The organism is Micromonospora sp. NPDC047620, from assembly GCF_043205005.1.
Lineage (GTDB): Bacteria > Actinomycetota > Actinomycetes > Mycobacteriales > Micromonosporaceae > Micromonospora.
This window is the reverse complement of the sequence record NZ_JBIDDG010000068.1, coordinates 1-6,413: the sequence shown is the minus strand read 5'-3', so window position 1 is coordinate 6,413 and position 6,413 is coordinate 1. Positions and strand designations below refer to the sequence as shown.

The following is a 6,413-nucleotide window of genomic DNA, read 5'->3' as shown; positions in this document are numbered from 1 at the left end:
CATCGATGGTCACGATGGCGACGCCGACACCAATACCGCGCCAAAACAGCCCACTACCAGCGAAGACTCCGACTCCACCAGGTGCGGCTGGAGTATTAGTCTCCAGACGTGTCGATCATCGTTCCCGCCGCCACGTCTGACATACCATGACGCCGAACCTGCGTCGCTCCGTCCGTGCGATCGTGCTCGACGAAGACAACCGCATCCTGCTGTGCCGGTTCGTCTTCCCTCACCCGGCGGTGCCTGGCGAGGCGAAGGGCGTATGGGCGGCACCAGGCGGCGGCATCGAACCCGGCGAGGACCCGTTGACGGCCTTGCGCCGCGAACTTCGCGAGGAAACAGGTCTGACGATCACCGTCGACCCACCGCACGTCTGGCACCAGGAAGTCTTCGCCACCGACCACGCATCGGGGTTCGACGGCATCATCAATGACTACTTCCTCATCCGCGCGAGCCACTTCCAGCCCCGCGGCGAACTGACCGACGACCAACTCGCCGCCGAGAACCTGGCCGCGTTCCGCTGGTGGCATCTCTCGGAGATCGTCAGCTATGCCGGCCCTGAGCTGTTTTCGCCCCGCGACCTCGCCACACCGTTGACGGCGCTTCTCACCACAGACACGCCCACCCAGCCGATCCACCTCGGCCTCTAGCAAGCTGCGGCAGCGACCACCCCTGCCCACCATGAACCTTTCAACCTGGCGAGTGGCCGGAGGCTCCACCGCCGTTGACCGGCGCCGGTCCGGCCCTGGCCACGTTGAAAGAGGTTCATTACGGTGGGCCATGACACCTCCGGTTCGGTAGCGGGCGTCAGCGCTCGGCTTTTACGAATGTTCCGAGGTGTACGGTCTGTGCCGGAGGTGCTTCGTGGCCGAAGAGTTGCTGTTCACCGTCGATGGCGCGACCGCCGTTCCCGCCCGTCGAATCTCGTTGGCCGAGGCTGGCCTGTTGGAGCGCCAGCACCTGCAGCAATGGGTGATCGATCATCCGGAACTGATCGGCGCCGGAGTTAAGGTTGTCACGTTCGAATACGGCAAATGGGTTTCGGGTGGAGGAACTGCGACCGCAGACCGACTGGACGTGCTGGGTCTTGACCGCACCGGACGGCTAGTGGTTGTGGAGCTCAAGCGCGACCGCGCACCGGACACAGTGACCATGCAGGCGATCAACTATGCGGCTATGGTTCGTCGCTTCAGCCTGGACATCCTGGCGGACGTACATGCCGCCCATCTTGGCGGCTCAACCACTGCCGAGGAGGCGTTGGTCCAGTTGATGGAGTGGGCCGAAGGAGTCTCGGACGAGACGCTGAGCCCGCCGCGGATCGTGCTCATGGCCGCCGACTTCGGCCCGACCGTCACGAACACCGCCCTGTTCCTGTACGAAGCAGGCATCGACATTCGGCTGGTCCGCTACCAGCTGTACCAGACCGCCGCCGGTGAGAAGGTCCTGTCCGTCGCTCAGCTGCTGCCCGTGCCCGATGCCGAGGACTTCATGATCCGACCGCGATCCAGCGGCGCCACACAGGCAGCCACTCGGGCCTCGGGCGAACGCCGAGCGGCAGCGGTTCAGCGTCTCATCTCCCACGGCGCCATCCCGGACGGCACCGAGTTGACCATCGTCGTACCCGATCTCGTCGACCAAGATCGAGATAGCATTCGCGCATGGCTCGGCACAGACCCGAGCCGGGCGCAAGTGCAATGGCACAATGACGTCAACGGCCCCGTCAAATGGGCCGCCGATGGGCAACGCTATCGGATCATCGCGTTGATTCGACACATCATCGAGACCGCCACCGGGCAGCCGCCACGAGCCCAACTCTGGCCGCCGAACTGGTACCGGGCACCTGACGGGCGGACCCTCCACCAGATCGCGGAACCCCTGCCGTAAACGACCCTAAGACCAGCGGTGATCAACACTCCATCGCAGACGTGGCTCTGCGCCGGGCGCGGACGGTGGATGGCTGCGGCGTCGCGCGCGGACAGCGGCAGATCCGGACGTCTGCGCGTTCCCTTTGGCTCTGGCGAGCTTGTCCTATCCCTGTGCTCTACTCCCCGTCATGCATGTTGTCGTCACGGGCGTACTCGTTGAAAACGGCGCGGTCCTGCTAGTACACCGCAGGCCGACCAAACGGGTATACCCAGATGTCTGGGATCTGCCCGGGGGGCAGGTCGAAGCGGGTGAGTCGGAACTACAAGCCCTCGCGCGTGAGATGGACGAGGAGCTCGGTGTTCAAATCGTGGCGGAGTCCGCTTCACGGTTGGGCGTCTTGCATGCCGGCAGTGGTGAGGACGCCGTTCACGTGGGCGTCTGGCAAATTGGAGACTGGGTCGGCTCTCCGACCAACCGTGCACCCGACGAGCATGACGACATCGCATGGGTCGGGATCAGCGAGCTGGGCGGCCTTCCCCTCGTGCATGGCGTCTTGGCGGCAATGGTTCGTTCTCTGCCTGAGTTTGAGTGCGCCCGCAGGCACCCAGATGTCACCGACTGTAACCAGGACGACCGAGGAACCAAGGCTGACTGTCGTGCATGTGCTGGGGCGGATCCGTCAAGCATTAGGTGGGACTAGACAAACTGCTGGAAGCATGTCCTCCGCTGACTGATGCGCGACACTCGTCTGCCAACTGATCTGCGACACCTCAGCGCACTGATCGCGGCAGTCCGGAAGTTGTCAGCCCTCCCGATCGCCGGCGTTCGCGATGGCCAGGAATCTTTCAAACTCCTCCAGCATGTTGCCAGCGTCGCCGCCCGCCGACACGAACATGGCGACCGCATCTCGCAACATCTCGGCCGTCGTACGGTCAAGGTGCAGCGTCATCCAATCGCCTGGATCCACCGCGTTGGCGAAGACTTCAGGAAAGCGCTCGCGGATGAGCTGCGCCGCCTCCTCAGCCTCCTGCTGGGTCATGGAGGTTGTCGACAGCGTCCAGAACTCTTCTGGTCGGTATCGGTCGTGACCGGAGTCGTGGGTGTTTTGCACGTCCCGATGGTAGGTGTCCTGTGGACCTGCGACTTCCGATCATCGGCATGACAGCGCACTACGCCGGGCGCGGCCAACGCGCGGTCGCACGAAAGAATGCTGTCCACAATCAGGGTTTCGACGTCGGACGGACAAAGACGTGGCTGCGGCCTACCGTGACATACCCGAGACGGGCGTAGAGGTGTCGGGGCCAGTCCTGCGCGTCGGCGACTACGAAGACCAGGTCGCAACCGGCGGCGTGGGCGCGGCGAAGTCCGTCGGCCATGATCGCTCGAGCGTACCCGCGGCCGGTGTATGCCGGGCTGGTCATCACGTCTTCGATCTGTGCGATGCCATGTGCGGGGTCGATATACACGTCGGCGCGGGAGAGCACCCGGCCGGCGACGTCGCGTACGGCGAGGAAGGCCACCTCGTCAGCGCCGTGTAGCAGGGTGGCACGTCGCTCGACGAGCTGGTCGACTACCTCGTCGCTGGCGTGCGGCAGTTGTTCGCGCCACTCGTAGCGCGTCGACTCGCGCAGCGCGTCGAGGTCGACCTGCTCGACCCGGATCGCAGGGTCGGCAGGACGGTCCGGCGCCGCACCGGTGTGGCCCATGATCAGGTTGATCGCATGCTGGTAGCCAGCATCGACGAAGGTGGGTGCGCAGGCAGCGCCGTTCAGGTCGTCGGCAACGACCATCCGGTGCCCCAGGCCCACGCCGCCAAGTACTCGATCGACGGCTGCAAGCGCCTGCGCTGGCTCCACGGGCGCGGTCAGGATCACCTTGTTGTGGTCGTACGAGGCGGGAAACTTCTCGTGGAGCACCGCGAACCCATCGGGCATGTCGACGATCTGGTGCGCCTGCCGGCGCGCAACGTCATGTGTGAACGCGATAGCGCGGGCCAGGCCGGATTCCGTCATGATCGGCAGGCTACCGGGGCTGGCAATTGCACTGCGCGGGGTTAATCGCGCCCGTGGACGAGTGATGCCGTCTTTGCAGGTACTGGCCGACTGCGTCCCTTTCGGTGGTTGACCATCACGAGTTAGCGAACCTGCGGCACCGAGCGGTGCGCTCCGATCCAGCAGGGCCACCTCCTACCGGCCCTGATCCCTGACTCGTCACCTGGTCAGGGGCTGCGTCGAACGCCCGCACATCGGCAGATCAGTGCGACCTGTTCGCTCGTGCACGTCCACACGGTGTCGACCGAGGCCGGGGCCGACCTGCGGGTGCCGAACCGAGCCTCACCGCGGCCGCCCCAGCACCCGCCAGTAATCGCCGGCCGGGTCCCGGGCGGCCAACCAACGCTCGGCGTCCGCCCGCGGCGGCAGCACGTCGAGCAACAGCTCGTGCAGCCGGATCGCGCGCGGCGCCCGCTCCAGCACCCACGCGTCGACCGCCGCGACGGCACCGACCTCGGCCGGCTCACGGCGCAGCAGCGCGGTGTAATCGAGGTCGGTGGCGATCCGCAGGCCGGTGCCCTCGGCGAACACCGAGAACACGACGGTGCGCTCCCCCGCACCGACGGCGAGCGTCGCGTCGAACACCAGCACATCGTCGCCGTCCGGCACGGGCAGCAGACCGGCCGCCGGCACGAGGTAATGCACCGCGAACGTCACCCTCCCATGATCCCCCACCCCTGGAAGTGGTCAACCGTCTCCTCCCCGGCCCCGCCCCGGAAGCACGATTCCTCGGCCCACATCGGCAGGCGACCGCGTACCGCTACATCGCCGAAGGCACCGCGGTCCTGGCCGCGCAACGACCTGACCTGCACGACGCCCTGCGCCGGGCCGCCGACGACGACTGGACGTTCGTCATCCTCGACGGGTGTTCGACAGCGACCGGCTGGCCGAGACGACCACCAGCGTCAAAGGCAGCACGATCGACGCCTGGCACTCCGGAAGCACCGCGATTTCGGCGCCAACATCCAGGCGGTCATGATTCCGGACGGACTGCCGATCTGGACTTCCGACGCGATACCCAGCCATCTGCACGCTGAGCTGCGCCCGGACCCCGGCGTGACCGTCGCCCTGAACTGGTCCGTCGCGCACCTCAATGTCCCGGCGCTGGCTGACGCCGGCTACGACGGTGCACGGCCAGAATGATGTGCTGGCCCAGGGACACGTGACCACCGCGGCGGACGGTCCGGTCGACCTCGACCGCCTCGCCGGGTAGGGCCTGCGGCAGAGGTTGTTCACCACTGGCCGCCCGCCCTGCCAGAGCAGGCCGGCAAGGTCAACGACGGACAGGTATGAATACACGGACCTGATCTGGGCACCGGCGATGAGCAGGTGGATGACGTCGGTGCCCACCCACAACGCCACCGTCACGCCGGAGCGGGCCGGGCTGAGCTAAGAGGGCGTCTGATTCACGTATTTTGCGGGTGATGCCACCTTCAGATATCTCGCCAGGTTGGGGTGGTTTCGTCGGCGACGCGTTTGGTGAGGTTGTCGATCATCGCGATGCGGATCATGCTGGCGGAGTTGTCGGGTAGGGCTTCGTAGTCACGGGCCAGGCGCCGGTGCAGCATGATCCAGCCGAGGCATGAGCGTACGGCTGTTGTTGGTAGCTTCGCGGACATGGAGTCGCGGATGATTCAAATTGGAGCTACCGCGTTGCATGTTGGCGTGACGGGCCACGGGCCTGACGTCGTCGTCCTGACCGGCGGCCCAGGTTGTGTGCAGTATCTGGAACGTGATGAAATCTCGCCGCTGGGCCACCGCGCCTGGCACCCCGAACCGCGCGGCGTTGGCCGCTCGGGCGGCGGCCCGCACACCATGGAAGAAGCAATTGCTGATCTTGAGGGCATCCGTGAGGCGGTCGGCGTCGGAACCTGGATAGTCGTAGGCCATTCGTGGGGTTGTGATCTGGGTGTGCGCTACGCGATCGAACATCCAGAGGCGGTGGCCGCGGTGGTCGGCATCGCTGGTAGGGGTCCCCAGCGTGACCGCACGTGGTCCGAGGCGTACGAAGCCGGTAAGGCCGCGGAGCCCGTTGTCGACATCGACTGGGTGCCCGAAGTGCATGCGGCTCTCAGCGATTCGTTCACCGATTGGATTCATCAATCCGATCTGTGGCGCGGACTGGCCGCCTGCGGCGTGCCGATGCATTTCATCGCAGCCGGCGACGACATCCGCCCGCCGTGGTCACTGGCGCAGCTTGCCGCGCTGGTTCCGCGCGGGAGGTTTTCAACCGTCCCTGGCGTACCGCATGACTTCTGGTACACCCACCCTGAGGTGTGGACCAAGACCGTCACGAACGCCTGCACCGCTTCGTGACCTCCACCCGTAGACATGCTCACATCTCGACATGTCCGCACCACGAGCCGCGGTACGGGCTACCACGCCGTGTAGCGACCGGATCGCGGCATGTGCGGATGTTTGATGGACGTCTGAAGCAGGGTGGGTCACCGCCGGGCTACGAGACCTTGGTGAAGTTCATGTCCATCCAGTGCAGCC

8 protein-coding genes and 1 pseudogene are annotated in these 6,413 nt (G+C 65.7%); 5 read left to right on the top strand and 4 right to left on the bottom strand.

Going from position 1 to position 6,413, the window contains the following annotated elements:
• Nucleotides 1-146: 146 nt before the first annotated feature.
• From ACGF5C_RS34085 to ACGF5C_RS34075, 3 genes are all read left to right on the top strand, one after another.
• Nucleotides 147-650, top strand: coding sequence for an NUDIX hydrolase (locus ACGF5C_RS34085; protein WP_393308424.1), 504 nt, complete (start codon nt 147-149; stop codon nt 648-650).
• 214 nt (nt 651-864) lie between these two features.
• On the top strand, nt 865-1,884 hold the full coding sequence (locus ACGF5C_RS34080; protein ID WP_393308422.1) for an endonuclease NucS domain-containing protein: 1,020 nt from the start codon (nt 865-867) through the stop codon (nt 1,882-1,884).
• Nucleotides 1,885-2,053: 169 nt separating this feature from the next.
• Nucleotides 2,054-2,566, top strand: coding sequence for an NUDIX domain-containing protein (locus ACGF5C_RS34075; RefSeq protein ID WP_393308420.1), 513 nt, complete (start codon nt 2,054-2,056; stop codon nt 2,564-2,566).
• 102 nt (nt 2,567-2,668) lie between these two features.
• Here ACGF5C_RS34075 and ACGF5C_RS34070 read toward each other — a convergent pair whose 3' ends face one another.
• The 3 genes from ACGF5C_RS34070 to ACGF5C_RS34060 form a co-directional block, all read right to left on the bottom strand.
• Complete coding sequence (locus tag ACGF5C_RS34070; RefSeq protein WP_393308418.1) at nt 2,669-2,977, bottom strand: hypothetical protein; 309 nt, start codon at nt 2,975-2,977, stop codon at nt 2,669-2,671.
• Nucleotides 2,978-3,086: 109 nt separating this feature from the next.
• Entirely contained in the window at nt 3,087-3,878 is a 792-nt protein-coding gene (locus tag ACGF5C_RS34065) for a GNAT family N-acetyltransferase (protein ID WP_393308416.1), read from the bottom strand.
• Between the two features lie 321 nt (nt 3,879-4,199).
• Nucleotides 4,200-4,574 carry a hypothetical protein gene (locus ACGF5C_RS34060; RefSeq protein ID WP_393308414.1) on the bottom strand — a complete coding sequence of 125 codons (375 nt, stop codon included), beginning with the start codon at nt 4,572-4,574 and terminating at the stop codon, nt 4,200-4,202.
• Between the two features lie 318 nt (nt 4,575-4,892).
• On the opposite strand from ACGF5C_RS34060, the gene ACGF5C_RS34055 reads away from it, so the two are divergent.
• Complete coding sequence (locus tag ACGF5C_RS34055) at nt 4,893-5,060, top strand: hypothetical protein (protein WP_350687518.1); 168 nt, start codon at nt 4,893-4,895, stop codon at nt 5,058-5,060.
• A gap of 290 nt (nt 5,061-5,350) precedes the next feature.
• On the opposite strand, the pseudogene ACGF5C_RS34050 reads toward ACGF5C_RS34055, so the two are convergent.
• Nucleotides 5,351-5,509, bottom strand: a pseudogene (locus ACGF5C_RS34050) (IS5/IS1182 family transposase); the annotation flags it as partial.
• Between the two features lie 25 nt (nt 5,510-5,534).
• On the opposite strand from ACGF5C_RS34050, the gene ACGF5C_RS34045 reads away from it, so the two are divergent.
• Nucleotides 5,535-6,233 (top strand): alpha/beta fold hydrolase, encoded by a 699-nt coding sequence (locus ACGF5C_RS34045; protein ID WP_393308412.1) that lies wholly within the window; start codon nt 5,535-5,537, stop codon nt 6,231-6,233.
• Nucleotides 6,234-6,413 lie beyond the last annotated feature (180 nt).

Excerpts from the sequence above, each read along its gene's own strand:
- ACGF5C_RS34085 (WP_393308424.1), top strand. The coding sequence starts at position 147 with ATGACGCCGAACCTGCGTCGCTCCGTCCGTGCGATCGTGCTCGACGAA.
- ACGF5C_RS34075 (WP_393308420.1), top strand. The coding sequence starts at position 2,054 with ATGCATGTTGTCGTCACGGGCGTACTCGTTGAAAACGGCGCGGTCCTG.
- ACGF5C_RS34065 (WP_393308416.1), bottom strand. The coding sequence starts at position 3,878 with ATGACGGAATCCGGCCTGGCCCGCGCTATCGCGTTCACACATGACGTT.
- ACGF5C_RS34055 (WP_350687518.1), top strand. The coding sequence starts at position 4,893 with ATGATTCCGGACGGACTGCCGATCTGGACTTCCGACGCGATACCCAGC.
- ACGF5C_RS34045 (WP_393308412.1), top strand. The coding sequence starts at position 5,535 with ATGGAGTCGCGGATGATTCAAATTGGAGCTACCGCGTTGCATGTTGGC.